The organism is Naasia sp. SYSU D00948 (assembly GCF_017916515.1).
Lineage (GTDB): Bacteria > Actinomycetota > Actinomycetes > Actinomycetales > Microbacteriaceae > Naasia.
Window position 1 is genome coordinate 2,376,786 of sequence record NZ_JAFMTA010000001.1, and the last position, 24,508, is coordinate 2,401,293.

Sequence of the window (24,508 nt, forward strand, 5' to 3'; positions counted from 1 at the left end):
CGACCCCCGGAAAGCGCGGCCGCGCAGGTTGACACGGTTGACCGCTGGGCGCACACTAGTTGACTTAGTTGACACGGGAGACGTCCGATGACGCAACTAAACCGCACCGAACTGGTCGCCGCCATCGCCGCGGAGTCGGGGCAGAGTCAGAGCGCCGTGAACGAGGTGCTTGATGCGCTCTTCTCGACGCTCGCGAAGTCCGTCGCCGCCGGCGATAAGGTGACGATCCCGGGTTGGCTCGCGGTCGAGCAGAACGCTCGTGCGGCTCGCCCGAGTCGCAGGGCACGAACGGGTGAGCCGATCAAGATCGCTGCGGCCAGGGGGGTCAAAATCGGCGTCGGGAGCGCGCCAGCAAAGGTCGAGGCCAGCGCGGCCCGTGAACTTGCGAAGGTGCTTGTTGGCAAGGGGGCCACACAGGAAGAGGCGGTGAACGACCTAACCTCAGCGATCCGCGTCAGGCTCATCGAGTTGGCCAATCGTGGGGAACAGCTTGCAAACCTCGGCGACGTAGACGATGTGGCCGAGCAGGTAGTCGAACGATTGCCAATTGCGGTAAGCCCTTGGGTCCATGTCGTCGGTCCCTGCTATACGAGCCGTTCCCTTCAAAAGGAGCTGAACATCGGGAGGGCAGCGATATCGAAGGCCGTAAGCGATCTTCGCCTACTTCGGTTGGAAACTTCGGATGGGCGGAACGTGTATCCCGCCTTTCAAGTGGTTGATCGAACGATGGTGCGAGGCATGCGTGATGTGCTAAACGTTCTGCGCCAGGGCATAGAGGATGAATGGACTTGGGCTCAGTGGCTCAACACTCCGGTTCCCGACTATGCCGCGGATGAAGTCGCCTCCGATGCCCCAAAACGGCGACACATCGACCGCCTCATAGCTGGCGACATTGATGGCGTTGTCCGCGCTGCGGAGCGCACGGCTGCAAGTTGGGCTGCGTGACGGCTATACAGGATCCGCCAGATCCTAGCCGAAGCTATAGAGCATTCCCGCGCCGGTACTTTGCCGCTGGATTTGGGATGTACCGCGCGCATAGCGTCACCCGCTCTGCCTGGTGGTTCGACAATGGGCCTTCTGGCAGGTTCAACCTCTCCGGCCCGCGTGGCACGTGCTATACGGCGACGAAGGTAGAAACCGCTGTGCGCGAGAAGGTGCGGGACGAAATTAGTTCGTCTGGCGTGGTCTCGAAGGCTTTCGCTGAGTCATTCGCCGTGTCGGTCATCACTGCCCCAGTCAGATATAAATGCGCGGCGGTCAGTAGTGCGCGCGCGGTTGCCTTCAATGTCGTCAGAGCGCTCGTCACGATGGATGATTACTCTGTACCGCAGGCCTGGGCTAAGAGTTTCGAGACGAATCAGTTCGAGGGCGTCTATTACGGGTCGGCATATACCACCGGAGCAGCAAGCGCACTTGCGCTCTTCGGGGACGCTGGCGCCGCAGGGGCCGGCTTCACTGCTGCGCTCCATATGGAGGGACCCGACGCGTGCGCGGCTGCCGGCATGGTCGTGGCTGGCCCCCCGTCACTGACGGCTCTGACGCTCATCTGATCGGGAAGCCCACAGGCGTGCGGCTGGCCTCCGGGGGCATTGCAACGCCTCGTGGATGTCATCCCATCGCGCGTGCGGTAGGCACCGCCTGATCCTGCCACGAGTCATGAGTATCACCTGCCGATCGTTTCTGCGTCCGTCGATCCGAGCTTCGTTTGCCACTCTTCGTGGCTGTCCGGGCAATTCAAGGTGAGGGCGGACGCTGTCGCTGACGACAACGAGTCTCTGGCGGGCGCGCGTGACAGGCGATGACCAGGCCTACCGCCGCGGTGATGGGGCGACGTACGCGGGCTTCTTGTGTAAAGGTGATCTTCGAGCTGGGAGTCGCGGTGCTACTTCATAGGGCACGTCATCGCGGCCATGCCAGCGGGAGCCGCGACGGACCGCGGTCCGCGACACGTAGTCGTGTTGAAACAAGGACCGGGCCGGACGACACAGCGCGTTGTGGGCTCCTGTGTCGGTGGCCGGCGTCAGTCGCTATTGACTAGCGTTCTTGCGCATCTCCTGGTAGGACCCGGTCTGAAGCACTTCACCTGTAACGTCATCGACGAAGTTGACGGTGACGTCGATGTCATCGACCGGGACACCCGCGAACTGCTGGTACAGGGCGCCCTGAACGTAGAAGGCCAGCGCCAGGAAAGCCTCCATGGGGGCGAATTGGTCGCCGTCGACGGCTACTTGAAACGCCGTCATCGCGTCGTTGAACTCCACCCCGGTGACGGAGTTCGATGTGTCCGCGACCATCTCGTCAATCGCCTGTTGCGCACTTGACCGCATCTGAGCGAGCCTCTCGTCGCGCTGCGTCTTCGTCATCGTGTAGATGACAGCGTCGCCACTGACGGTCGCGGTGAGGCCCTCCTCCTGGGCCGCCGCGACGATGGCCTCGTCGGTCATTGAGTCGTTCGGGTCAAGAAGGGACCGCGCGATCGTCACGTCAACGGTCGCCAGCTCCTCCTCAATTTCGATGGGAGCTTGCGACGCGCCGGTAGGGTCGGCGGCGTCGTCGTTCGGCTGTGCCGAACATCCACTCAGAACGATCACGGCGCAGATGATGGTCGCGGAAATGGTTTCACGGACGGATATATGCATGATTCCCTACGGTCAATACAGAACGGTCAGAGGCCCGAGAGCGAGAAACGTTCCCGGCGACGAGGAGCGGGTGTTTCCCGCGCTGCCATCGTCAGAGGTAGGGGAAGGCCTCGAAGGTTGCGCCTTCCGGTAGCGACCCGAAGAAGCTTGCCTCGAAGCGGGCGGTGCCCCCGGAAGGAAGACGCTCGACATAGGTTGACTCTCCCCCCACTATGCTCCCGTCCGCGCCCCGAGCCACGACAACCACCGTGACGTACTCCTGCTCCTCGGAGAAGTTGCTCGTGATGTTTCCCGAGACGGTCGTCGAGTACGTGTCTCGCACGGACTCCACAGGGCTGAGCGTGAAGGATCCGGTCTCGCCGGAAGGTGAGCTAACGGCAGACGAGGCGAGCGGACCGCGGACATTGAGTTCAACGATTTCCTGACTCCCGACCTCGAAGAAGAGCCCAGTTATGGCGGTCTTCCCAGGCAGGAGAGTCGGATAGTCGCCACTCGTGTCGAGGATCACTCCATTCGGATCCAATGCTTCGACGTTGAGCGATGCCGACGCGAAGACGAAGTCCGGATTTGGGTTGTCTACGACGACGACATACCACCAGTAGTCCTGGTCGACGACACGGCCGAAGGCCAGATCGTCAATGATGAGGTCCTGCGGCTCGTTCTCCTCCACCTCCTCCGCTGTGACTGGCGCGGCGGAAGGCCGCGAGTCACGCTTCTCTGAATCCGAGCCGACCGTTCCAATCGACGGGGCGGCACAGCCTGAGAGGAGGCCCACGATCAGCAGGCCTGCGGCGAGGCTCGCAACTTTCATTTGATTTTCCAATCAGGAGTTGAGGGTCGGTTCAGGCTAGGGGGCGACTCGAAGTAAGCGGCGCAAACTATCCAGTATCGCCAACCCCCAAAAGGCGGGGCATTCGTCCGATGCCTGCCGCACACAAGGGCAGCGGTCCCGCCACCGGCCAAGCGACGACCGATCATTCCTGACGCCGCGGGTGTGCGGCGCTTGGGGGAAGAGCAAGCCGCGAGGAATCTGGAACGAGAGCGGAACTTCGAGGTCCCGATCCCCGACGGCGCTAGCCCTGAGGAGGAGGACCGCTTGATCGACCGAGCGGTTGACGACGGAATCGACAAGATGCTCGACGCCACGTTCGGCGGTTGAGCGCGTGGGGTGGTACGCCACCCGCCACTCCATTGGTCGCCCCGCCCAACAGGGTTACAGTTCGACTCCCAACAGACCACCCAGGGGACCACGGACCGCCTCTGCCCTGCGGCTAGCGAAAGAAGGCGCGCCGAATGCGTCACCGCTCGTCGGTGGTCGTAAACGCTGGTGCGTTCCCGGGTTCCACTTCCGGCTCGCTACTGAGGCAAGACCCTTCAGTGGAGCCCATATGTCGGGTTCGGACGTCGGCCTCGACCGTGGCGCATTTGCGGCCGCGCAGATCAAGGCTGCCTTGTGCAGGGCGGAGAGGACCGCTGCCGCCGCGATGTAGATGCGCCGAACCTACTCCCCACTGCTAGCCAACACGGGGATCGTTTCTGACGTAGCGGGCGCTTCCGTCTCGCGCGTTACCCCTTCAGCCCGCCAGCGAAGCCCTGCACGATGTACTTCTGCAGGAGAAAGTACGCAATCAGGATCGGCAGGATGCTGATGATGATGCCGGCAAAGATCAGGTTCCACTGCGCGCCGAACTGACCGACGAATCCGTTGATGGCAACCGTGACGGTCTGCTGATCCGTGCCCGACAGATAGAGGAGTGGGGTCAGGAAGTCGTTCCACGTGCCTACCGCAGTGAGGATGACTACAGTTCCGGTGATCGGCCGGAGCAAGGGGAACACCACCGACCAGAACGTTCGGAAGGCATGAGCCCCATCGATCGCCGCGGCCTCTTCATATTCGCCCGGCAGGGCCCGCATGAATCCTGCATACAGAAAGATCGCGAACGGCATGCCTCCGCCGACGTAGACGATGATCACGCCAACGAGGGTGCCCAGAAGACCGAGGTCCCGGATCGTTTGGTACAGCGGAAGCAGTGCGAGCTGCACAGGGAGCAGCAGCCCGGCGAGGAAGGCGAAATACGTGAGCTTCGACCATCGTGCCCCGAGGCGCGACAAAGGATATGCCGCTGCCGCGGCGAAGATCACGGTGAGCGCGACGGTCGTCAGGGTGACGATTGCGCTGTTGACGAGCGCGCCTGCGAAGCCGCCCTGTTGCCATGCATCGGCGAAGTTCTGCAGAGTTGGTTCTATAGGCGGTGCCAGCAGCCCACTCTGATCGCCAGGCGCCTTCAGCGAGAGGGTGATGAGCACATAGATGGGAAATACGAACAGCAGACCGACGAGGACCATGAGGACCTCGAGGATCGCCGTGCGCCAGGTGTATCGGAACATGTCAGCGCTCCTGAAGGGCGAGCAGTCGGTACTGGATGATTGAGGCCACGGCGACGAAGATCGTCAGCATCACGGCGAGGGCTGCGCCGAACCCGAAACGGCCCAGCGTGAACGCGTTCGAGTAGATCAGGGTTGAGATGGTGTTCGTCGCTCCGCCGGGTCCGCCCTTGGTCATCACGAAGACCTGATCGAAGAGCTTGAGGCCGCCGATCAGGGAGAGCATCACATTGATGGTGATCGCGGGCGCGAGAAGAGGTCGCACGACCGACCAGAACCGTCGGATCGGTCCCGCTCCGTCGATGGCGGCAGCTTCGAGGACCTCGTGGGGGATGCCTTGCAGTCCCGCCAGGAAGATCACCATGGAGTACCCGACGAACTGCCAGAAGACGACGATGACGACGGACCAGATCGCGGTGTCCGGGTTGCCCAGCCAGTTCTGCTGGAGGAAGCCCAGGCCGACCGTCTCGAGCGCCTCGTTGATACCGCCGGCGGGCGCGAAGAGGTTCTGCCAGAGGAAGCCGACCGCGATGGAGGTGATCACCACCGGGGCGAAGATGACCACTCGGAGGATGTTGCGAGTCCTGATTCGAGAGTTCAGGGCAAGAGCGATGAGAAGCGCGGCGACGTTCTGGATGACGGTGACCGCGAAAGCGATCAGGAGGGTGTTCCTGACTCCGGTCAAAGCATTCGGATCGGTCAGGATGCGGCCGAACTGGTCGAGGCCCACCCAATTGGGATTCGGCGAGATCCCGTCCCAGTCGGTGAATGCGAGCAGGCTGCCGCGCACGCTGGGATACACGACGGCGAAGACGTAGAACGCGGCTGCGGGGAGGACGAACCACCACACGGTGTGGGCAAAGCCGCGGTAGGGACGTCGTTTCCGCGGAGCGAGGGAACGAACGGTGGGTGCAATTGCCATGATGTCGGTTTTTCCTGACCTGTCTCGTCGTTGAGAGCACGTCGCGGTGCGATGCCGGTGAACACCGCACCGCGACGTTGCTGAGTGGCTAGGACTTAGCCGTTGTAGGCGCTGTCCAGCTGCGCCAGGAGGTCCTCAGCGGTGGTCTGGCCGCCGATGAAGGCCTGCAGGCCGTCGAGGTACGTCTGGTTGACGACCGCATTCGGCCAGGTCTGGTCGGGGAACGACGCAGTCTGGTCGCCCTGTGCCTGCTCAGCGACCCCTGCGAGGCTCTCCGGCGGGGTGTATCCCTCGACAGGAGCGCTCGGGTAGATCGAGGCGAGCTCGACGGCGATCTTCAGTCCCGCGTCGGACATGTAGAAGTCCACGAACTTCTTGGCCAGGTCGATGTTCTTGGACTTGGCATTGACGCCGTAGCCGGCGCCGAGTCCGACAGGAAGGAATGTCTCCGAGGCGTCGTCGGTGGCGGGGAACGGCGCGGTCTGGAAGGTCGTCCCCTCGGGAGCCGCGTCCGCGATCGCGGTGATCACCGGGCTGACCGTGACGATGCCGAGAGCCTCGCCCTTCGCGACCTGACCCTGCGCGACGTCCACGCTGGTTCCCGTCGCGTCGGCGGTGAAGCAGCCGGCGTCCACCATCTCGCGGTACTTGCTCAGAACGGTCGTCCACTCCGAGTCGCTGAACGAGGCGTCGCCTGATGCCTGCTCTGCGACGAAGTCCGGATTCGCTCCGTGGACGAGCGTCGCATACAGGGCGTACGCGACATACGGGTAGTTGCCGCCAGCGACCCCCGCAAGGGCGTATGCCACCTTTCCGTTCGACTTCGCCGTGTCACACAGGGCGAGCACCTCGCTGAAGGTCGTCGGCGGCGTGGCTCCGACGGCTTCGAGTGCCTGGGTGTTGTAGATCGCAGGGATGATCGTGAACGCGTTGGCGCCCATGAGAATTTCGCCGTCGGTGCCCATGACGGCCTTGTTGGCATCGTTGTAGTTCCCGACCCAGTCTGACCCGCTCAGGTCAGCGAGGTAGTCACCCTTCGCGAGAGCGTGCACGGCGATCGGGTTGCCGTTGCCGGGGAATACGGCCACGACGTCCGAGGCGTTGCCAGAGACCAGTTCGGTGTTGATCTGAGTCAGGATCCCAGGGAACGGCAGAGCGGTGAACTCGACCGTGACGCCCGGGTTCTCCTCCTCAAATGCCTCGATCAGCGGCTCCGCAGTGGGGTCCCCAGCGAACCCCGAAACGGTCAGCACGGTGTCGCCATCTTCACCACCGCCCGAGTTCGCCTGAGGGCCGGCCGAGCAGCCGGCAAGGCCGAGGGCCGTGGCGACGACGACCGCGCACGATACTGCACTAACTTTTCGCATGAAACACTCCATCGGATTTCTAGGGATACGGCCGAGCCGGTGCGCTCAGACGCCCTGGCGGGCTCAGACGGACGTCCGCCATCAGCGGGAAGACCATCCGCGGCCGAACGCGTAGCTGCGTTGGGACCGAGGAAGCGACTTCCTTTCCGATGGAGGTTCCCGAGACCACCGTGTTGAAACGCGGCTGTTGAAACGAATCATCAGCGCGTCGATCGGCCATGCTACATGGACGCTGTCCTCAGGACAATCAAAGTTGCCAAGATGCACGTATCGCCGAGCGCGCGGCTCGGGGTGTCGGGCTGGCTAGGGGTGAGGATCTACCGGCCCGCCCGCCTGGTTGCTAGGGAACGCGTCACAAACGCGACGGCGGCTGAGCGTGCGCGGGGCTTCGCGCAGCTGGCCACGCGCTCGTCGACGCCGTCGCGGCTTCCTGGGCTCGGTGCCCTGGCCGCTGGCGGCGTCGATCCATTAGCCCCGGTCAGGAACCGTGATTCACCTGTGCCGGGCGGGGAAGGCGAACGCCTGCTGTCCGCTCCACGGCGTGGTCCAGTCGGTCGTCGAGGCTCGTCACGAGGCGGACAACGAGCGACTCGAGCCGATCGAAGTCTTCGTCGCTCCATGCTGCGAACAGGGGCCCGTACACCGCGCTGTTCACGGCTGAGATGCGCTCCGCCGCCTCGCGGCCAGCGGCCGTGAGGCCGATCACGCTCTGCCTGCCATCCTCGGGATCCGGCATCCGCCCGACCAGACCGGCTGCCTCGAGCCGCCGGACGATCTTGCTGACGTTCGAGCGGCCCGTGCCGATGGCATCGGCCATGTCGGTGGGCCGTGCCGTTGTGCGGTAGATGAGCTGGTTCAAAAGGAGAAAGGCCGGCATGTCGCCGGCAAGCGGGAAGTCGCTCTCCACGAGGACCCGCTCCCGCCACGTGGACGAGTTCGTGAACGTGATGAGCGCCTGCAGCGCCGCCGAGAAGTCGGCTCCGCGCCCACGCAGCACGGGTTCGGACGTTCCGTCGATCTCCCGTAGATCCACGCTCGCATGCGGTCGTCTCGGCACGGTCCAAGTATGCCCGCGCGGCGCACCGTGAGGCAATCATTGTCGTTGGGACAATCAGCGGTTACGATCCTCTGGTCGCAACACCTGAGTCGTGTCACTGCGTTGTGCCCCAGTCCCCGCGGACCCGACGTCCGCTCTTCGAAGGAGAATCCGTGACGCAAGTCGCAGCGCAACGGAGCGCCCGTCCCTGGTGGGTCGGTCTCGTTTCTGGAATGGCCTCGTACATCGACGCGGCCGCAATCGTCAGTCTTGGCACCGCACTGGTGATCTACCAGGATGCGCTCGGACTCGCTCCAGGGGAGGTCGGAGCCGCCTCCGCCGCCCTCACATTCGGTATCGCTGTCGGTGCCCTTGTGGGAGGCAAGCTCGGCGACCGATTCGGACGGCGCCCGATCTTCACGGTGACCATGGTGCTCATCACGCTCGCCGCATGCACGCTGGTCTTCGCCGATTCGTTTGCGTTGATCTTCGCCGCAGCGCTCGTGCTGGGGCTCGCCACTGGCGCCGACCTCCCGGTCTCGCTGTCGACGATCTCCGAGGCCGCGGACGACACCAACCGGGGCAAGCTCGTCGGCTTCTCGAACCTCTTGTGGATGGTCGGCATGATCGTCTCGCTCGTCGCCGGTGGGGTGCTCGCAGGGATGGGTCGGTTCGGTGGTCAGGCCCTGTTCGTCCATATCGGCGTGGTCGCCATGCTCGTCATGGTGGCCCGCCTCACGATTCCCGAGTCCGCCGAGTGGCTCGCTGCACGGGATGAGCGTCGCGCGGGGGTGACCACCATTCGCGCCGATCGGACCCGGGTCGTGGAACTCCTCCGCGGGCCCTACCGAGCTCCCTTCCTCGGGCTCCTGGTCTTCTACGCCCTCACTAACCTGGCGGCGAACACCGGCGGCCAGTTCGGCGCGTACCTCCTAGTGAACGTCGGCGGAGTGGACCTGCAGGCGGCCACCTTGATCGGCCTCCCGCTGATCCCGCTCGGCATCGTCGGCTACCTGTGGTTCATGAAGATCGCCGACTCCCCGAAGCGGTTCACCTATTTCACCGTCGGCGCGGTCTGCTGGGTCCTCGCGCAGCTCGTGCCCGCGGTGTTCGGCATCACCCTCGCAACGTCGCTGATCTCCGGAGTCATCGGCATCGTCGGAACCTCCTTCGCATTCGAGGGGATCATGAAGGTCTGGACGCAGGAGCAGTTCCCGACGCTGCTCCGCACGACCGCACAGGGCGCCATCATCGCCGTGGCACGCTTCCTCGCTGCGATCCTCGCCAGCGTGACTCCGCTCCTGGTGGCCTTCAGCCCGACCCTGTTCTACGTGTTCCTCGCAACCGTCATCGCAGTGGGCTGCGCTACCGCTTGGATGGTCTTCCGTCGTCGTGACCGGCACAGCGAGTTCGACACCGAAGTGCTCGCCGACCCTCAGGCAGCGGCACAGCCCGCGCTGACCTGACCCCACCCCGCGTGCCCCGGCTGGCTTCGCCGGGGCATGCATCGCCGCGGGCCAACGACCCCGCCAGGAACTTCCACCCTGCCCGACCCAGCCTCTCGCTCTTGCGACTCCAAGCCGGCAGCGCCTTCGCTACCCAATCCCCGAAAGGAACGTCATGCCTTCGTCCTGGCAGGCCACCTTCATCTCCGCCACCACACCCAACCCGGGGCACCCCGCTCCCTACTTCCGTCGCGAGTTCGCGGTCAGCGAGGGTCTGCTTCGCGCCACCCTCTCCGTGACCGCGCTTGGGCTCGTGGAGCCGTACCTCAACGGCGTGCGCGTGGGGGACGAGGTGCTGTCTCCCGGGTGGACGTCGTACAAGCACCGCCTGAACGTCAGCAGTTACGACGTCACGGACATCGTGCGCGCCGGTGCCAACGCCGTCGGCGCGATCGTGGGGGAGGGCTGGGCCGTGGGGCGGCTCGGCTGGGAGGGGCGCCGGAACCTGTACACCGATCGACCTGCGCTGTTCCTTCAACTCGAGCTGCACTACCCGGAGCGCACCGAGGTGATCGGCACGGACAACTCGTTCCGAGTCGGCACGGGCGCAGTGCTGGCCAACAGCATCTACGACGGCGAAACGTACGATGCCCGGCTCGAACCGGAAGGATGGAGCGAGGCAGGCTTCGACGACAGCATTTGGGCCCCCGCCGAGCCGGTCGAATGGAACCTCGAGGCGCTGCAAGCGCCCGCCGGCCCGCCCATCCGCCGCGTCCAGCAGCTCGCGCCGGCCGAGATTCTGACCAGCCCATCCGGAAAGACCATCGTCGACTTCGGGCAGAACATCTCCGGGTGGGTGCGCCTCACGGTTGAAGGAGAGTCGGGGCGGACGGTAACCCTCCGGCACGCAGAGCTCCTGACCCCGGCTGGCGAGCTGGAGACGGAGACGAACCGGACCGCCGAGGCGACGGACCGATACACGCTCCGGGGCGGCGGAGTCGAGACCTGGGAACCGAGCTTCACCTTCCACGGCTTCCGGTACGCGCAGATCGACGGCTGGCCAGGAGACTTGACGGCTGAAGCAGTGCGAGCGGTCGTCGTGCACAGCGACATGGCTCGAACCGGCTGGTTCGAGACCTCGGACGAGCTGGTGAACAGGCTGCACGCCAACACCGTGTGGTCGATGCGCGGCAACTTCGTCGGAGTACCGACCGACTGCCCGCAACGCGACGAGCGCCTCGGCTGGACCGGAGACATCAACGCCTTCGGACCCACGGCAGCGTTCCTCTACGACGTGCGCGGAGTGCTCGGCTCATGGCTGCAGGACCTGGCTGCCGAGCAAACGGAGAAGGGCTACGTTCCCTGGGTCGTTCCGGACGTGCTGCCCAACCCGTCCTCCCCGACGGCGCTCTGGAGTGACGTCGCCGTCGGCCTGCCGTGGACGCTGTACCAGGAGTACGGCGACCTCGAGATCCTCCGTCGCAGCTACGACTCGATGGCGGCTTTCACCAGACAGGTGGAGGCACTGCTGGACGCTCACGGGCTGTGGAGCTCCGGCTTCCAGTGGGGCGACTGGCTCGACCCGGACGCGCCGGCAAAGAACCCCACCGCCGGCAAGACCGACCGGCACCTGGTGGCATCCGCGTACCTGTTCAAGACCGCCCGCGAGATGGCTGAAACGGCGCGGCTCCTCGGCGAAGACGACGACGCCGCGGCCTTCGCGGCGCTGGCAGGGCGCGTCCGTTCGGCATTCCGCCACGAGTTCGTGGCCGCTTCAGGGCGACTCGTCAACGAATCCGCGACCGCCTACGCCCTGACGATCCAGTTCGGCCTCCTCGACGACGACCAGCGGCAAAAGGCGGGGGACCGCCTCGCCGAGCTGGTCGCACAGCGCGGATACAAAATCTCCACCGGGTTCGCAGGGACGCCGCTGGTCACCGACGCGCTCAGCAGCACCGGACACCTCGCCGAGGCCTACTCGCTGCTCCTGGAGAAGGAATGCCCGTCCTTCCTGTACCCGGTGACGATGGGCGCCACCACGACATGGGAGCGCTGGGATTCGGTGATGCCAGACGGCACGCTGAACTCGACCGGCATGACCTCGCTCAACCACTACGCGCTCGGTGCCGTCGCGGACTGGCTGCACCGCGTGGTGGGGGGCCTGCAGCGGGTCGAGCCCGGGTACCGGCGGATGCGCATCGCACCGCAGCCGGGCGGCGGCCTGACCTGGGCGAAGGTTGCCCACGAGACGGCGTACGGGCGAGTCGAGGTGAGCTGGCGAATCGAAGGCGAGGAACTCGCACTCGACGTCACTATTCCGGCGGGCGCCGAAGCGGTCGTCGTGCTTCCGCTGCACCCCGAGGCTGCGCGAGTCGAGGTCGCGCACGGGACGCACTCCTGGCGGTACGAGCTGCCCGCTGGTTACGGGGCCATCCAGGGCCTCACCATGGACTCCTCGATACGTCAGATCGCAGCCGATAAGACCATCTGGCGCACGGTAGCCGAGACCCTGGACAGGTACTTCCCCGGCATCCCGCTCGACGCGTCCGCCCCTGAAGCGGCCGCGATGTCGCTGAAAGTCGTATTGGAGAACCTGCCCGGCGTTCCGCCCGAGCTTGAGCAACAGCTGCGAGACGCGCTCGTCGCGGAAGGAGCCAACTGATGCCAGAAGTGTCCCCGATCCATCGCCATGTCCGGAGTATGACCCTTGAGGAGAAGGCGGGCCTCGTCTCCGGTGCGGCCTTCTGGGAAACCCGAGCTGTTGAGCGGCTGGGCATCCCTGCCATCACGCTCACCGACGGTCCTCACGGGGTGCGCCTGCAGCGTCAGTCGGTCGACCACCTCGGAATATTCGCGAGCGAGCCGGCGACGAGTTTCCCCACCGCGTCGGCGACCGGCTCCAGCTGGGATCCCGAGCTGCTGGCGGAGATGGGCCGCGCACTCGGCGCCGAAAGCAGGGTGCTCGGCGTCGATGTCCTGCTCGGTCCCGGCGTGAACATCAAACGCTCCCCGCTCTGCGGGCGAAACTTCGAGTACTTCTCGGAGGACCCGTTCCACTCAGGAGCGATGGGCGCGGCGCTGGTGCGCGGAATCGAGTCGCAGGGCGTCGGCGCGTCGGTCAAGCACTTCGCGGCCAACAACCAGGAAACCGATCGGATGCGCGTCAACGTGGAAGTCGACGAACGCACCTTGCGCGAGATCTACTTCCCGGCCTTCGAGCGCGTCGTCCGCGACGCAAGGCCGTCGACGGTGATGTGCGCCTACAACAGGGTGAACGGAGTGTTCGCTTCCCAGCACCGGTGGCTGCTGACCGACGTCCTCCGCGGCGACTGGGGGTTCGACGGGTACGTCGTGTCTGACTGGGGTGCAGTCGTCGACCCGCCAGCAGCCGTCGAAGCCGGCCTGGACCTCGAGATGCCCAGCACCGGCGACCGCAGCCCTCGCGCGATCGTGGCCGCCGTGCAGGCCGGGGAATTGGATGAGGCCGTCCTCGACCAAGCGGTATCGCGACTGCTCACGGTGCACGAGCGCCTCATACAGTCCCGCACCGCCGATGTATCCGCCGACTTCGATGAACACCACGAGCTGGCGCGGCGGATCGCTGCCGACAGCGCAGTGCTCCTGGCCAACGAGAGTGGCATCCTGCCGCTCTCACCCTCGGCCGGCGGCGATATCGCCGTCATCGGTGAATTCGCCCTGACGCCCCGCTACCAGGGCGCCGGCAGCTCGCACATCAATCCCACTCGGCTGACGGATGCCCTCACCTCAATCCGTGAGGCGACCAGCCGCGCGATCCGGTTCGCCCCCGGATTCACCTTCGATGGAGAGGACGACGCGGCGCTCCACGACCAAGCCGTCGAGGTGGCGGCTCGCTCCGAGGTTGTGGTCCTGTTCCTCGGGCTTCCTGCGTCGGCGGAGTCTGAGGGCTTTGATCGCACACATCTGCTCCTGCCCGAAACGCAGCGAACGCTTCTGCGCCGGGTCGCGGAGGCGAACCACCGAGTTGTGGTGGTGCTCAGCAATGGCGGCGTCGTAGCGCTCGGCGAGATCGCAGCGCAGGCTCCCGCGATCTTGGAGATGTGGCTCGGAGGGCAGGCGACGGGGGAGGCGGCGGCAGACCTCCTGTTCGGCGTCGCGGAGCCCGGCGGTCGCCTTGCGGAGACCATTCCGGTGGCTCTGCCGCACACCCCCGCCTACATCAACTGGCCCGGAGAGAACGGTGTCGTCCGCTATGGCGAGGGCCTCTACGTGGGGTACCGCTGGTACGACAAGACCGAGCGCGAGGTCGGCTTCCCGTTCGGCTTCGGCTTGGGCTACACAACCTTCGCGTACACCGACATGAAGGTATCAGTTCCCGATCCCGCCCACGCCTCCGGTTCGGTCGAGGTGACGGTCGCGAACACTGGCGACCGCAGCGGTGCCGACGTCGTCCAGGTCTACGTCGGTGATCCAGAGTCCTCAGTGAACCGGCCCGTCCGCGAGCTGAAGGGCTTCGCCAAGGTGCGCCTCAACCCAGGGGAGCGGCGCACAGTGCGCATCGACCTCGACGAGCGCGCATTCGCCTTCTGGGGGCCGTCAGGATGGACCGTCGAGCCTGGCGTGTTCGTCATCGAGGCGGGACCGAACTCCCGCGACCTTCCGCTTCGCGAAGAGGTCGTGCTCGAGGTGCCGGCCGTCGCCACAATCCTGGATCGGAATTCCACGCTCGAAGAGTGGATTCGGCACCCGTCGGGTGCCAAGGCGTTGCAGGGGGCGATGGCCGCCATGGGGCAAATGGGTGGCGCGATGGCAAGTGAGGAGATGCTTCCGCTATTCGGCTCAATGCCTTTGCGGACGGTGCTCAACTTCGCTCTGCAGTCGGCCCCCGAAACGTTCGATGTAGACACCGCTCTGGGCGACCTGCTCGCGCAGGTGGAACCCGTGTGACGCTGGAGGCGCAGGCGGGACCACTGCGCCCATGCGCCCCCTAGGGTCGCCCCGCCGAGGGAGAATCGGCCCTGGTCGTGCGGAGGCTACGCCCAGCGACCGTCAGAGCCGGCGCGTGGCCCTACGTAGATTTGGCGGGGGATCGTCTTCAGAGTCCGGGACTCGATGCGATCACGTTTATTCAGCATTCATTGCGCCGAAACGGGCCTAGCGGCACCGAGCCGTCCCGATAAGCTGAGTGACGGACCGACCACATGTCCCAAGAAAGTCCTGATAGAACGAGCCTTCACGAGGAGTGCGGCGAGGCCGTCGATCGGCAAAGATGAGCGAAACTCAATCCGTCGGTCACGGGTTCAAGTCCCGTCCGCCCTACTCGACAGTCTCGTCTGATCAGGATCTGTCAATAGTCGGCGCCTGCCGTCCTGGGTCCCCGGCAGGGCAGGCGCACGACCGTCTTTCGCATCCTGGGTCCCCTCGGGCAGCAACCCCCGACCTGCGAGCCGACGGGCGGGAACTCCAGGGCATCCGGGTGAGGCTCTCACTGCCGATCGGCGCTCTCGAGCGCGGTCATCCTCAGGGTGGAGAGGCCCTATTCCGTACTCAACCGAGAGGCCGATCCGGCCCCTCCGGTCTTCGGTGATGCTCGGAGCCGCACTCAGAAGACCGCGACGGAAGGAGTCTCCAATGGTCGAGTACACGCAGACATTCGAGCAGAGCGGTGAGCAGGCGATCTCTGACACGCGCGCCTATGCGCAGGCGGTGAGGGAGCTGCCGCGCAATCTCGTGTTCCTGCTCACGGAGTTCCCGGTGGCCATCGCGGTACTCACGGTCCTTGTTGCGCTTTCGGCGGCAGGTGTCTCCACCGTGATCGTCTGGGTCGGCGTTCCGCTCCTCGCGTCTGCTCTGTGGTTGGCGCACCGCGCAGCCCGGCTCTCGCTTCGTCGTCTGCGATGGATCGGGCGGAAGGGGTTCCAGACTGCCTCGTCCCGCAGGGTGGGCGGGTTGTTCCGGCGCACCTTCTTGGATCCCCAGGCGTGGCTGCGCCTCACCTACGGGGTCGCCGTCGCTCCTCTGGCGGCGGCCGTGAGCTGGGCGGTGACTGTCGTCTGGGTCGCGGCGGCGCTCGGCGGGCTGACGTACTGGGCATGGTCGGCAGCGATTCCGAGATCTGTCGACACATGGCGGCTTTCAGTCGTGCTCGGCGACGTGGTCGGCGTCGACGGGGCTGGTCTTGGCGCACTCGACGCCGTGCTCTATGTCGCGGTCGGGGCAGTCCTTCTACTGGCCCTTCCTCGTGTTCTCACCGTCCTGGTGGACGCTCACCACTTCCTGGCCCGCGCCGTGATCCGCCTCTGACTCGGAGGCCGCAGCGGGCAGCGGAATCGAGAGCCGGACCGTGAACCCGTCGGCATCGGACCGGGTGGTGAGGTCGGCGCCGATCAGCCGTGCTCGCTCGGCCATGCCTTGAAGGCCGTATCTCCCTCCCCTCGGGGCCGGGTTCATCTCGCTGGTGATGGGTCCGGTCCCGTTCTGCACGACGAGCACGACCTGCTCCGGTTTCCAGGCGAGAGTGACCGCCACGGGCGCGCCCCGTGCGTGCTTCCTCGCATTGGTGAGCGCTTCTTGAGCTGTGCGGTACAGAGTTAGCCCCTGCTCGGCAGAGAGGGGAACCGCCGTCCCGGATATCACCAGAGTGGCTGGGCAGGACGAGGCGAGCTTGTGCTCCTCGACCAGGGCGGGGAGGTCGGATGCGCCCGGAACCCCTTCGCCTCGCAGCGCCCCGACAGCTCGCTTGGCCTCGACCACGCCGGCTCTGGCCAGGTCGTGTGAGCGGTCGATCACCCGGGCGAGCTCCTCGCTTGCGTCGCCGCGAGAGGACAGCAGACGGGCGGCCTGCAGCTGGATGGTCAACCCGGACAGCGTATGTGCGAGCACGTCGTGCAGCTCGCGGGCGAGACGGCCACGGGCCGCCTCGGCCACCGCTTCCCGCTCGGCGGCCCGGCTCGCTTCGAGCTCGGCGACCAGGCGGTCTCCACGCTCCCGTTGCTGCTGCTCGCGGCGCAGCAGCGTGCCGACCAGGTAGAAGAAGGCAACGGCCGCGTCGGTCGCGACGGTCAGCACCAGAGTCTCGCCGGCGACGAGGAGCTGCGTCACATTGAACGCCAGAGCGGCGGCGATGGTCAGCGCGGTCGCGATGGCATGCGGCGGGCGCAGCGGAGCGAACGCGGCCAGCAGCAGCAGCCCGAGGACAGGACCCTGCGGATCGAGGAGGTGCATCGCGACGACGGATGCGGCAAGCACCGTGAGAAGCGCTGCGGTGACCCCCGGAGAAGCTCTTCTCCACAGAAGGAAGGTGCTGGCCGAGACGAGAAAGACAGCGCAGACGACCGTCAGGGCCAGAGGCTGTCCCGTCAGCCCGAATCCCACCTCTCCGATGGCGGCGTCGGCAATCACCACGAGGACCACGAGCAGGCCGAGGGGAGCGAGAAGCGGATGGTTCACCGTGGTGGCTTCCGGGCGAGGCATGGGTCAACCCCAGGGTTGACGCGGCGTGAGAGGGAATCAACCGAGCAGCCGATCCGTGCTCCCCGCGGCGACCGCAGGCTATGAGCACCCCACTGCCGAAGGAGACCCAGATGAGCCCGCTCAGCACCGTCCAGCACACCTCCACCGTAGAGGGCACGCCGCGCCCCGGACTCGGACCGCTTGCCGCCGCCGTGGTCTACACCGCCGCGTGGGTCCTCGGACTGACCATCCCAGCGGAGGAGGGACGTGCGTCGGACGACCCCGTTGTCGCCTCCGCGTCGCTGGTGGACGCGTTCCCCCTGCCTGTCGTCCAGGCGCTTCTCGTGCACGGGGTGGCGGGCGTCGCCCTCTACATCCTGGTCGTCCGCTCTCTCCGAGCCTGGGGGATCGCGAGAACAGCGAAGGGGCGCACCATCGCCGTGCTCGGCGCCGCCGCCGGGGGGCTCTCCGCCGGGCAGTTCGCGGTGCTCCTCGTTGCCTCCGCCACAGCCGCCGCGGACCCGGATCTCACTCACCGGCTTCTCGCGCTCATCGACGAGATCGACGTCGCCAAGCTCCTGGTTCTCGCGGCCTTGGTCGTGACGCTGCCGTTGGCATACCGGTCAGCCGGTGGCCGATCCCGCTGGATCCTGCCCTTCTCGGGGATCGCCGCAGCCCTGCTCCTGGTCGGCGCCAGCAGTTTCATCGCTCCCACCCCACCCACGTCCCTTGCGCTCGGGGCGAGCCTTGTCGCTCTCCTGGTCTGGAGCATCGCTGTCGCTACCCTTGCACCCAGGCTCCGCACGCCGAATGCCTGATGCCGGAAGGAACTTCATGGCCGCAGACCCCATCCGTGTGCTGGTCGTCGACGATCAGGCGGTCATCCGTGAGGGGCTCGCGATGCTCCTGCGGCTCATGCCCGGAATCGAGGTCGCCGGGACGGGCATCGACGGCGACGACGCCCTTCGGCAGGTCGCCGCTCTGGATCCCGACATCGTCCTGATGGATCTCGACATGCCTCGCTGTTCCGGCATCGAAGCCACCGGCCGTCTCGTCGCGACCAACGCGAGAGCACGAGTGATCGTGCTCACCACCTACTCCGACGACACATCGGTATTCGATGCCCTACGGGCTGGAGCCCGTGGATATCTCACCAAGGACGCGGACAGCGACGCCATCCGGGCGGCTCTCACCGCAGTGGCCGCTGGAGAGGCGCAGTTCGACCCTTCCGTCCAGCGCCGACTCCTGGAAGCCCTGGCCCATCGGGATCGCGATCACGAGCCCGCTGCAGGGTCGCTCGAGGCGAGCCGGAACCTTCCTGACGGCCTCACCGCTCGCGAGGGAGAGGTCCTCGCCCTTATCGCCGAGGGCCTCGGGAACAAGGAGATCGCAGCCCGCCTGTATCTCTCCGAGGCGACGGTCAAGACGCACGTGAACCACATCATCGCCAAGACGGCGGCCCGGAGCCGGGCTGAGCTGGTCCGCTACACCTACCAGAAACACCTCGCCCGGCCATGACACACAAGGAGAGTCGTGATGCGCTCGGCTGGCACTCGGGTGGGGATGGCCTCGGCGACAGCCGCGCTCTCCGCCGTCGCCGTCAAGTTCGTCCTCGAGCTGGCCGCTCTGGCAGCGACGGGCTATTGGGCGCACACCGTCACCGCCCCTTCCGGGTTCGGTTGGCTTGCCGCGCTCCTCGCACCGGCTCTGGTGGCAGCACTCTGGGCCGTGCTCATCGCACCCAGGTCCCGACGGAGGCTCCGACTCCGCTGGCGCGTGCCGGCTGAGCTGGCCGTGTTCGCTGCGGCCTGCCTCGCGCTCTGGTCGACCCTCGGCGCTCTCCCCGCGCTGATCATGGGCGTGGTCGTGACAGCGGATGCGGCCGTCCTCCTGCTCACGGGCAGCTACGCCGAGGCCTCCTGAACGGGGCGGCCATCGAGCGATAGCGGGAGGTGGCGGGCGCGAGACGGACGAAAGCCAGCTGCTCAGCGCGTGACCCTGCCGTGCACCGGTCGGGCGGGGGTCGGCCCATGATACTTCGCCGCAGCCAGAGCTGTGCGGGCGGGACCAAGGCCCCAGGCATGACCGATCCGGTCGGCCCTACCTTGTTCGCCGGGATGCGATGGAGCATCCCCGGACCTGGGATGAAGGGAACGACGATGACGACGTTGGCGATCGCGAGGATGCGGTTCAACGGTGACGCGCAGGAGTTCCAGCGGCGGTACACCAGCGATCCGGAGATCAGAGCGATCTTCGAGGAGCTCGGCCAGCCTGAGGGCGCCATCCGCCACCGGACCTTCGCCACAGATGGCGAACTGATCGTGGTCGACGAGTGGGAGAGCGCGGAACAGGTTCGAGCTTGGATCGGCAGCCCCGGGATCCAGCGCCTGATGTCCGCCCTGGAGTTGGGAAGGCCGGAGGTGACGATCGCCGAACAGCTCGTGCTCGGTGATGAGCTGAGCTGAATCAGATCGACGGCTGGCGGCGGAGGATCGAACCTCGACATACCGTCGCGCCGGTCGTCGCGTCGAGCGCCGGCGGGCAGCAGAACTGGGCGCCAGCAGGCTGGACCGCGGGCGACGCGGCAGGCGGTCCTGACCCCGACGTGTTCCCGGGGTCGCGAGCGGCCACCGGATATTCGCCTCAGTCGCCCAAGGCGCGTCCGTCGGCGTCGAGGTAATCGCGCCAGGAACGCTTCGCGGTCCATCCGAGCAGTCGCTCGGCCTTCTCCGTGGAGATGCCGGAGGCGTCCACACGGTTGAGACGGCGCAACTCGATCTGGTCGCCGTAATACCGGTGCAGGATCTCGGCGAAGTCGTGCCCACCCGCGTTGTCCGGCGCAGCGATGTAGAACACCTCATGGCCGGGGAGCTCCGACTCGACGGCGAGAACGAGCGCATCCGCCAGGTCGTCCGCGTCGATGTAGCTCCAGAAGTTAGCCGAGAGGTTCGACGGGTCGCGCACCTGCTTCCCGAGGTTCGACTCGTAGTTGTCCTTGTTGTGCACGGTGGAAGGACGAATGGAGATCGCTCGCAGATCGGACCGTCGCACCGCCGCGTCCATCAGCTGCTCGCCGAACGCCTTCGACAGTGCATAGGGGTCCTGAGGCTTGAGCGGGTGCTGCTCGTCCACCGGGACGTAATCGGGCAGGAACGGCCGCTCGGGGAAGAAGTTGCCGACGATGCTCTCGCTCGACACGTTCACGAAGCGGCGCAGCCCGAAGCGAACCGCCGCCTCGACCAGATTGAACGTCGACATCAGGTTCGTCTGGAGAACCACGTGGGGCGGGTGCCCGGTCGGCTGGGGGATCGCGGCGGTGTGCACGACCGCGTCGGCACCCGCGACGACCGAGAAGGCCGAGCCGGCATCGGTCAGGTCGGCCATCTGGTAGCGGCCTGGCACGACGACGCCCGCATCGAAGACAGGGCGGACGAGGTCGACACCCAGCACGTCGTGCCCGGCGTCGACGAGCGCCTGCACGGTCGCCCGCCCGACCTTCCCGCGCGAACCTGTTACTACGACCTTCATCTGGCTCCGCTCCTTCGTGCATCGACTCGCTTCGGCCTCATGCGGCAGTCACGAGAAAAGTTCGCGGCCACCCGGCCGCAGTCCGTCAACTGTTGAAGTCGTCCGGGTCGGCCGCGAGTCGCTTGTTCTCATCGAGCGCGTCGATCGCGGCCATCTCGTCCGCGCTCAACTCGAAGCCGGTGATGTCGAGGTTCTCCCGCATCCTCTCGCGGAAGCTCGACTTCGGGAGTGCGACGATCCCCGTCTGGAGATGCCAGCGCAGCACGACTTGTGCGGGAGTCACGCCGTGGGCCGCCGCAGCCCGCTGCATCGGCGGCAAGTTGAAGATGTCGTACCGCCCCTGGCCGAGCGGCGCCCACGCCTCGGTCTGAATGCCGTGCGCCGCGTGGAACGCGCGCAGCTCCCGCTGCTGGAATGTGGGGTGCAACTCCACCTGATTCATTGCGGGAGTCACGCCGGTCTCCGCGATGATCCGCTCGAGGTGGGCGACGTGGAAATTGCTCACCCCGATGCTCCTCGCTCGCCCGTCGGCACGGAACGGGTCGAACGCGCGCCAGGTGTCGACGTAGCGGTCGACGCGGGGCATCGGCCAGTGGATGAGGTACAGGTCGATGTAGCCGAGATCGAGCGCCTGCAGACTGCGCTCGAACGCGCCCTCCACGTCGCCGGCCGCGTGGTCGTCGTTGCGCAGCTTCGTCGTGACGAAGACCTCTTCCCGAGGCAGCCCCGACGCACGCACCGCGGCGCCGACCTCGGCTTCATTGCGGTAGGCGGTCGCTGTGTCGATGTGCCGGTAGCCGACCTCGAGCGCATCCTCGACGGCCCGCTGCGTGTCCTCCGGCGGGATCAGGAACACGCCGAATCCCACCTGCGGGATGCTCGTCCCGGAGTTCAGCGGAATCAGCGGCGCCGAGGAGACCATGGCGTCAGCCTACGCGGGGGCCGTGGTCACGCCCCATCGCGAACGCCTCGCTGCGCTTGCCCGGACGCCCGCCCTACTTGGAAGCAGTATGCGATCAAGGCGATGTGGTCCTCGTGAGCGGAAACGAGCTTGACGCCGTAGGAGCCTGCGGGCCGTGGGCGCAGCGGGAAGAAGGTCCCTTGACGCCGTCTTCGCGCTGATGGACGTTGGTGCCACGCTGACGAGGGGAGGCAGCGGTGCACAACACCGAGCTGCGTCAGGCACCACGACGACGAGTGCGGGTGGGACGAGTGGTTCTCGTCGGCGGTCTGGCGAACCTGCTGCTTGTTGCGGCGGCCGCCGTCATCCAATTCGCCACAGATTGGACAGGCATCGGGCCTTGGCTCGCAGCGCCGCTGACCGGCATGGTCGCCGCTCTCGTCGAACTGCTGCGTGAGGCGCTGACACGGGAGTCGCAGCCCTCGGAGACAGCTGGGCCTCCCCGAAGCGGCATCCCGGCCGATCGTCGTGAATCTTCGGCCGGCGCTCGACCGAAGGGAGTGTCCGTCGCGGTCGGACTTCTCGTCGCGGTCGCGGTCGTCGGGCTAGGGGGAACTGCGGTCACGCTCGGAGCGGCAGCTGTGGTCGGGTATGTGACGGGCAATCAGAGTGGCTACGACCGGCTCGCAAGCGAGCCAGTGCCGGTCGACTCGGGCGGAGTGGTCACGACTGTCGAGAAGGTCGAACAGACGCAGGACTTCACGCGGGTAGAGCTCGTCGTGCAGAACAATCTCTCCTTCACAATCACGTTGCCGGTCTTCGGCAACGCGACGCTGTCTGATGGGGCAGGTGCCACCTTGGCGGCGGATTCTTTCAGGAGCTCGTGGAGCGCCTCGATCGCGCCGGGGCAACTTCGACGGGGGACGATCGTGTTCGGGGGGCATCTGGCGGACGGCGAGACGACTGCCACCTTCGCCTTCGCAACCGTGTACAAGCAGGGCTTCGATGGCCCGAGCTCGCTTGTCGTACCGGGGTTGATCCTCCGCGCGAGCGGTGAGTGAGGTGCTCTGAGCCGCACGAGACCTCGTCCTTCGGGGTTCACCGCCGACGTACCGCCCGTGAGTCACCCTCTGGCGTGTTCGTGCGCCCGGTCCGCGCGCTCGACCCCGAGACGGCGGCCGATTCCGTGCGACTTGTGCGCGGTGTCGTCTACTTGCAGCGACCTCAACCGCGCTCGCGCCGTCGTCGACGCACTCAACACCCGTATGGCGTGCACAGCCCAGCGGCTCGAAGCCGGCCGGCCTCCCGAGGGCTCCTGCTCGCTCCGTGTTCGAGGAACCATGCTGGGATTCGGTCGGGGCACGTCGCATCCGGCGCGGCTTCGGCGCGGCTGAGGCAGAGCGGCGCGATCGGCGATCGCATCCGGATACGGGGCCCAGCGGCAAGATGGTCATCGTGACTGACGGTCAAGTTGCTCAGCTTGTTCCCCGGCGAGTGCGGTCGGCGATGTTCGTCGATTTCGACAACATGTACCTCGGACTGCAACGTCTCGATCCTGATGCGGCCAAGTCCTTCGCCGAAGATCCTGCTCGGTGGGTCGGCGCGCTGATGGAGACGAGCGACGGTGACGGGCCGTTCACTCGGCGGTTCCTCGTGCGGAAGTGCTACCTCAACCCCGTGCCGTTCTCGCGCTATCGGCCGAACTTCACACGAGCGGGGTTCCAGGTGGTCGACTGCCCGTCGCTCACTCAGCAGGGCAAGTCGAGCGCAGACATCAATATCGTGCTGGACGCGGTAGACGCGCTCAACGCGACTACGCATTTCGACGAGTTCGTGTTCCTCTCCGCAGACGCGGACTTCACGCCGCTCGTCACGCGTTGCCGGGCAGCCGATCGCCAGGTCACGATCATCACCCCCGGGCCGGCGGCTGCGGCGTATCGAGCCGTCGCCGATGCGGTGATGGCGGCCGACGCCTTCATCGGCCTGCTCACACACACCCCTTCGGGCGAAGACATCGAGGTAGCGATACCGAGCAGCCCGGTCGCGCCGGACGGCGCGCCACCGATGGGCAACACGCCGTCGTCTCCGAAGGCGGCAGTGGCGGCGGTGCGCCGGCTCGTCGAGACCTCGAAACGACCCGTGGTGTTGGCGACGGCGGCGGCGACCGCATTGCGCGCTGACCCGGGCCTGCGTGAATCGAACTGGGGTGGCACCGGGTCGTTCAGCGCGTGGCTCCGTAAAGTCCTGCCGGACCTGCCGCTTCAGACTCGTATGCCGGGCTTCGTGTGGGACCCGACCCGATTCAACGAGAGTGACGTTCCCGAGCCCGCCCCGGCCGCCCAGGCCACATCCGGATTGACAGAGCTGCAGCGCCAAGTCGTCGGGATAACCGAGATCCCCGCTCTCAGCCAGTCCGCGTACCGGGTGCTCTTGGATCAGCTCGCGTTCGACCTGGCGCTGTTCCCATTCGACAGGACGGAAACCTCGAAACGCGTGCGTGATGCGTGCGCGAGGGGTGAGAGCCCCATCGGACGCGCCGCGATCAACTTCGTCATCAATGGCCTCCTCCTCGCCGGCGCCGACCTCTCGGCCGAGCCCACCGCAGCAGAACTCGCGGGGATCTGGGCAGAGAACGTGCTGGGCCTCTGCCGAGGGGCCCGGATCGAGCTCACCGGATCCGAGCTGACCGACATCTCCTCCTGGGTGAGCGGCGGGCTCCTCGACGGAAGTCCCTCCTGACGCACGCCTGAGCGAAGTTCCTGAGCACGAGCGGGTCCGGTCGGGTGCAGGACTCGTGGTGGCGGGCCGAGGTCCGAAGTGCCTCGTCGCGGTCCCGTGGCCGAGAGACGCTGGA

At 66.3% G+C, this 24,508-nt stretch carries 20 protein-coding genes and 1 pseudogene; 12 read left to right on the forward strand and 9 right to left on the reverse strand.

Going from position 1 to position 24,508, the window contains the following annotated elements; all coding sequences use genetic code 11:
• Window positions 1–87: 87 nt before the first annotated feature.
• Both J3P30_RS15220 and J3P30_RS11230 read left to right on the forward strand, forming a co-directional pair.
• Window positions 88–345, forward strand: a pseudogene (locus J3P30_RS15220) (HU family DNA-binding protein); the annotation flags it as partial.
• Window positions 346–1,022: 677 nt separating this feature from the next.
• Window positions 1,023–1,550, forward strand: coding sequence for an RES family NAD+ phosphorylase (locus J3P30_RS11230; RefSeq protein WP_210481101.1), 528 nt, complete (start codon window positions 1,023–1,025; stop codon window positions 1,548–1,550).
• 477 nt (window positions 1,551–2,027) lie between these two features.
• Here the strand turns inward: J3P30_RS11230 and J3P30_RS11235 are convergent, their stop codons facing one another.
• The 6 genes from J3P30_RS11235 to J3P30_RS15225 all read right to left on the reverse strand — a co-directional run bounded on the left by J3P30_RS11235 (window position 2,028) and on the right by J3P30_RS15225 (window position 8,346).
• A complete protein-coding gene (locus tag J3P30_RS11235; protein ID WP_210481102.1) occupies window positions 2,028–2,591 on the reverse strand; it encodes a hypothetical protein in 564 nt (187 codons plus the stop codon).
• Window positions 2,592–2,730: 139 nt separating this feature from the next.
• Window positions 2,731–3,450, reverse strand: a complete 720-nt coding sequence (locus J3P30_RS11240) for an FxLYD domain-containing protein (RefSeq protein WP_210481103.1) — start codon at window positions 3,448–3,450, stop codon at window positions 2,731–2,733.
• Window positions 3,451–4,205: 755 nt separating this feature from the next.
• Window positions 4,206–5,027, reverse strand: coding sequence for a carbohydrate ABC transporter permease (locus tag J3P30_RS11245; protein ID WP_210481104.1), 822 nt, complete (start codon window positions 5,025–5,027; stop codon window positions 4,206–4,208).
• 1 nt (window position 5,028) lies between these two features.
• Window positions 5,029–5,874: a carbohydrate ABC transporter permease gene (locus J3P30_RS11250; RefSeq protein WP_210481105.1), complete on the reverse strand. Its 846-nt coding sequence runs from the start codon at window positions 5,872–5,874 to the stop codon at window positions 5,029–5,031.
• A 167-nt stretch (window positions 5,875–6,041) separates the two neighbouring features.
• Window positions 6,042–7,199, reverse strand: coding sequence for an ABC transporter substrate-binding protein (locus tag J3P30_RS11255; protein WP_210481106.1), 1,158 nt, complete (start codon window positions 7,197–7,199; stop codon window positions 6,042–6,044).
• A 592-nt stretch (window positions 7,200–7,791) separates the two neighbouring features.
• Window positions 7,792–8,346: a MarR family transcriptional regulator gene (locus J3P30_RS15225; RefSeq protein WP_210481107.1), complete on the reverse strand. Its 555-nt coding sequence runs from the start codon at window positions 8,344–8,346 to the stop codon at window positions 7,792–7,794.
• Between the two features lie 236 nt (window positions 8,347–8,582).
• Here J3P30_RS15225 and J3P30_RS11265 point away from each other — a divergent pair, with 236 nt between their 5' ends.
• The 4 genes from J3P30_RS11265 to J3P30_RS11280 all read left to right on the forward strand — a co-directional run bounded on the left by J3P30_RS11265 (window position 8,583) and on the right by J3P30_RS11280 (window position 16,076).
• A complete protein-coding gene (locus J3P30_RS11265; RefSeq protein WP_246852765.1) occupies window positions 8,583–9,815 on the forward strand; it encodes an MFS transporter in 1,233 nt (410 codons plus the stop codon).
• Between the two features lie 154 nt (window positions 9,816–9,969).
• Window positions 9,970–12,456 carry a glycoside hydrolase family 78 protein gene (locus tag J3P30_RS11270; RefSeq protein ID WP_210481109.1) on the forward strand — a complete coding sequence of 829 codons (2,487 nt, stop codon included), beginning with the start codon at window positions 9,970–9,972 and terminating at the stop codon, window positions 12,454–12,456.
• Window positions 12,456–14,720 carry a glycoside hydrolase family 3 C-terminal domain-containing protein gene (locus J3P30_RS11275; RefSeq protein ID WP_210481110.1) on the forward strand — a complete coding sequence of 755 codons (2,265 nt, stop codon included), beginning with the start codon at window positions 12,456–12,458 and terminating at the stop codon, window positions 14,718–14,720. Before J3P30_RS11270 ends, J3P30_RS11275 begins: the two co-directional genes overlap by 1 nt.
• 684 nt (window positions 14,721–15,404) lie before the next feature.
• A complete protein-coding gene (locus tag J3P30_RS11280) occupies window positions 15,405–16,076 on the forward strand; it encodes a sensor domain-containing protein (RefSeq protein ID WP_210481111.1) in 672 nt (223 codons plus the stop codon).
• Here the strand turns inward: J3P30_RS11280 and J3P30_RS11285 are convergent.
• Window positions 15,999–17,246 carry a sensor histidine kinase gene (locus J3P30_RS11285; protein ID WP_210481112.1) on the reverse strand — a complete coding sequence of 416 codons (1,248 nt, stop codon included), beginning with the start codon at window positions 17,244–17,246 and terminating at the stop codon, window positions 15,999–16,001. The genes J3P30_RS11280 and J3P30_RS11285 overlap by 78 nt on opposite strands.
• 110 nt (window positions 17,247–17,356) lie before the next feature.
• Between J3P30_RS11285 and J3P30_RS11290 the strand changes: the two genes are divergently transcribed.
• The 4 genes from J3P30_RS11290 to J3P30_RS11305 all read left to right on the forward strand — a co-directional run bounded on the left by J3P30_RS11290 (window position 17,357) and on the right by J3P30_RS11305 (window position 19,690).
• The gene (locus J3P30_RS11290; protein WP_210481113.1) at window positions 17,357–18,043 is read left to right on the forward strand and encodes a hypothetical protein; all 687 of its coding nucleotides are present in this window, start codon (window positions 17,357–17,359) and stop codon (window positions 18,041–18,043) included.
• A 16-nt stretch (window positions 18,044–18,059) separates the two neighbouring features.
• Window positions 18,060–18,743, forward strand: a complete 684-nt coding sequence (locus tag J3P30_RS11295) for a response regulator transcription factor (RefSeq protein ID WP_210481114.1) — start codon at window positions 18,060–18,062, stop codon at window positions 18,741–18,743.
• Between the two features lie 18 nt (window positions 18,744–18,761).
• Entirely contained in the window at window positions 18,762–19,148 is a 387-nt protein-coding gene (locus J3P30_RS11300) for a DUF2568 domain-containing protein (RefSeq protein WP_246853299.1), read from the forward strand.
• 158 nt (window positions 19,149–19,306) lie between these two features.
• Window positions 19,307–19,690 (forward strand): hypothetical protein, encoded by a 384-nt coding sequence (locus J3P30_RS11305; RefSeq protein WP_210481116.1) that lies wholly within the window; start codon window positions 19,307–19,309, stop codon window positions 19,688–19,690.
• A 178-nt stretch (window positions 19,691–19,868) separates the two neighbouring features.
• Here J3P30_RS11305 and J3P30_RS11310 read toward each other — a convergent pair whose 3' ends face one another.
• Both J3P30_RS11310 and J3P30_RS11315 read right to left on the reverse strand, forming a co-directional pair.
• Window positions 19,869–20,753 (reverse strand): NAD(P)-dependent oxidoreductase, encoded by an 885-nt coding sequence (locus J3P30_RS11310; protein WP_210481117.1) that lies wholly within the window; start codon window positions 20,751–20,753, stop codon window positions 19,869–19,871.
• An 85-nt stretch (window positions 20,754–20,838) separates the two neighbouring features.
• Window positions 20,839–21,675 (reverse strand): aldo/keto reductase, encoded by an 837-nt coding sequence (locus J3P30_RS11315; RefSeq protein ID WP_210481118.1) that lies wholly within the window; start codon window positions 21,673–21,675, stop codon window positions 20,839–20,841.
• A gap of 236 nt (window positions 21,676–21,911) precedes the next feature.
• On the opposite strand from J3P30_RS11315, the gene J3P30_RS11320 reads away from it, so the two are divergent.
• Together J3P30_RS11320 and J3P30_RS11325 are read left to right on the forward strand one after the other, a co-directional pair.
• Entirely contained in the window at window positions 21,912–22,715 is an 804-nt protein-coding gene (locus J3P30_RS11320) for a hypothetical protein (RefSeq protein WP_210481119.1), read from the forward strand.
• A 265-nt stretch (window positions 22,716–22,980) separates the two neighbouring features.
• Window positions 22,981–24,393: an NYN domain-containing protein gene (locus tag J3P30_RS11325; protein WP_210481120.1), complete on the forward strand. Its 1,413-nt coding sequence runs from the start codon at window positions 22,981–22,983 to the stop codon at window positions 24,391–24,393.
• Window positions 24,394–24,508: the final 115 nt, after the last annotated feature.

Coding starts and splice junctions, on each gene's coding strand:
- J3P30_RS11230 (WP_210481101.1), top strand. CDS start 1,023: ATGTACCGCGCGCATAGCGTCACCCGCTCTGCCTGGTGGTTCGACAAT.
- J3P30_RS11240 (WP_210481103.1), bottom strand. CDS start 3,450: ATGAAAGTTGCGAGCCTCGCCGCAGGCCTGCTGATCGTGGGCCTCCTC.
- J3P30_RS11245 (WP_210481104.1), bottom strand. CDS start 5,027: ATGTTCCGATACACCTGGCGCACGGCGATCCTCGAGGTCCTCATGGTC.
- J3P30_RS11265 (WP_246852765.1), top strand. CDS start 8,583: ATGGCCTCGTACATCGACGCGGCCGCAATCGTCAGTCTTGGCACCGCA.
- J3P30_RS11270 (WP_210481109.1), top strand. CDS start 9,970: ATGCCTTCGTCCTGGCAGGCCACCTTCATCTCCGCCACCACACCCAAC.
- J3P30_RS11275 (WP_210481110.1), top strand. CDS start 12,456: ATGCCAGAAGTGTCCCCGATCCATCGCCATGTCCGGAGTATGACCCTT.
- J3P30_RS11280 (WP_210481111.1), top strand. CDS start 15,405: ATGGTCGAGTACACGCAGACATTCGAGCAGAGCGGTGAGCAGGCGATC.
- J3P30_RS11285 (WP_210481112.1), bottom strand. CDS start 17,246: ATGCCTCGCCCGGAAGCCACCACGGTGAACCATCCGCTTCTCGCTCCC.
- J3P30_RS11290 (WP_210481113.1), top strand. CDS start 17,357: ATGAGCCCGCTCAGCACCGTCCAGCACACCTCCACCGTAGAGGGCACG.
- J3P30_RS11295 (WP_210481114.1), top strand. CDS start 18,060: ATGGCCGCAGACCCCATCCGTGTGCTGGTCGTCGACGATCAGGCGGTC.
- J3P30_RS11300 (WP_246853299.1), top strand. CDS start 18,762: ATGCGCTCGGCTGGCACTCGGGTGGGGATGGCCTCGGCGACAGCCGCG.
- J3P30_RS11305 (WP_210481116.1), top strand. CDS start 19,307: ATGACCGATCCGGTCGGCCCTACCTTGTTCGCCGGGATGCGATGGAGC.
- J3P30_RS11310 (WP_210481117.1), bottom strand. CDS start 20,753: ATGAAGGTCGTAGTAACAGGTTCGCGCGGGAAGGTCGGGCGGGCGACC.
- J3P30_RS11315 (WP_210481118.1), bottom strand. CDS start 21,675: ATGGTCTCCTCGGCGCCGCTGATTCCGCTGAACTCCGGGACGAGCATC.